Below are 1,125 nucleotides of genomic sequence, written 5' to 3' on the forward strand. Positions count from 1 at the left end.
TTTGACGGATGCGGCACGTGCCGCGGCTTGCGGCCATGTTATGGTGACGCGGCTTCCGGGCGGGCACAACGGCACCCGGTCACCGTGCCCGGCAGCGCAACCGAACACCGAACTGGCATGAAACATGGCGTCATTTCCCGGCTCCCGGCGTCCTTCGCGGCGCATTCGTATCGCGGCCTACCTGACTCTTGCCTCCCTCGCGGGACTCTTCGCGGCGCACCGGCTGCTCGATCACGCCGATGCCCGGGCGACGGTCGGGGATACGGAAACGGTCCTGGCGACAGAGCCGGAGCCTTTCACCGCTGAAGACGGGGATGCCGGTACGCCGGAGCCCGCCATGGCCCCGGTGGATGCGGGGCCGTTGAGCGGTGATCCCCCGCCGCCGCTGGCGGAGATGCGCGTTACGGAGACACCCCGATGGTCCGATTACCGTGTCCAGCCGGGGGATACCCTCTCGGCGCTGTTCGAGCGCGCCGGCTTCGGGGCCGGCGTACTCGTACGGGTCCTGGACGACGGTCTCGCGAAACGGACCATGGCCACGCTTCATCCCGGGGATCAGGTCTCGTTCCATACCACCCCGTCGGGCGACTTTGCAGGGCTGCGCTACGAGCCCGGGCCGGAGCGCACGCTGGTGGTGACGGCCGGGGCGAACGGCGTCGATGCGCATATCGAGCAGGCCCCGGTGCACTATGCCGTGCGTGTCGCGGCCGGCCAGGTCAATGGATCGCTGTCCGGGGCCATGGCCGGTGCCGGGGTGCCGGCCGGCGTCGCCGCCGTGTTCACGAAGATCTTCCACTGGAAGGTCGATTTCCGCCGGGATCTCCGGCGCGGGGCGCGTTTCTCCGTCGCCTACGTGGAGCGCAGCGCCCGTGGCCGGCGAATCGGCACCGGGCCCGTCCTCGCCGCCCGCCTGACCAACCGCGGCCACACGCTGGAGGCCTATCGGTACGAGGATGATGCCGGGGACATCCACTACTACGACGACGACGGCGAGTCGCTGTCGCCGTCGCTGCTGCGCACGCCGGTGAACTATACCCGGGTCAGCTCACCGTTCACCGAGCGGCGCTGGCATCCGACCCTGCACATTTATCGCCCCCATCACGGGGTGGACCTCGCCGCGCCCAT

The 1,125-nt window shown here is 69.7% G+C and carries 1 pseudogene; it reads left to right on the top strand.

What is annotated here, in order from left to right:
* Positions 1–124: 124 nt before the first annotated feature.
* Positions 125–1,125 (top strand): annotated as a pseudogene (locus G7A99_RS20425) (hypothetical protein); the annotation flags it as partial.

The sequence above is a fragment of the Arhodomonas sp. KWT genome, from assembly GCF_010993615.1.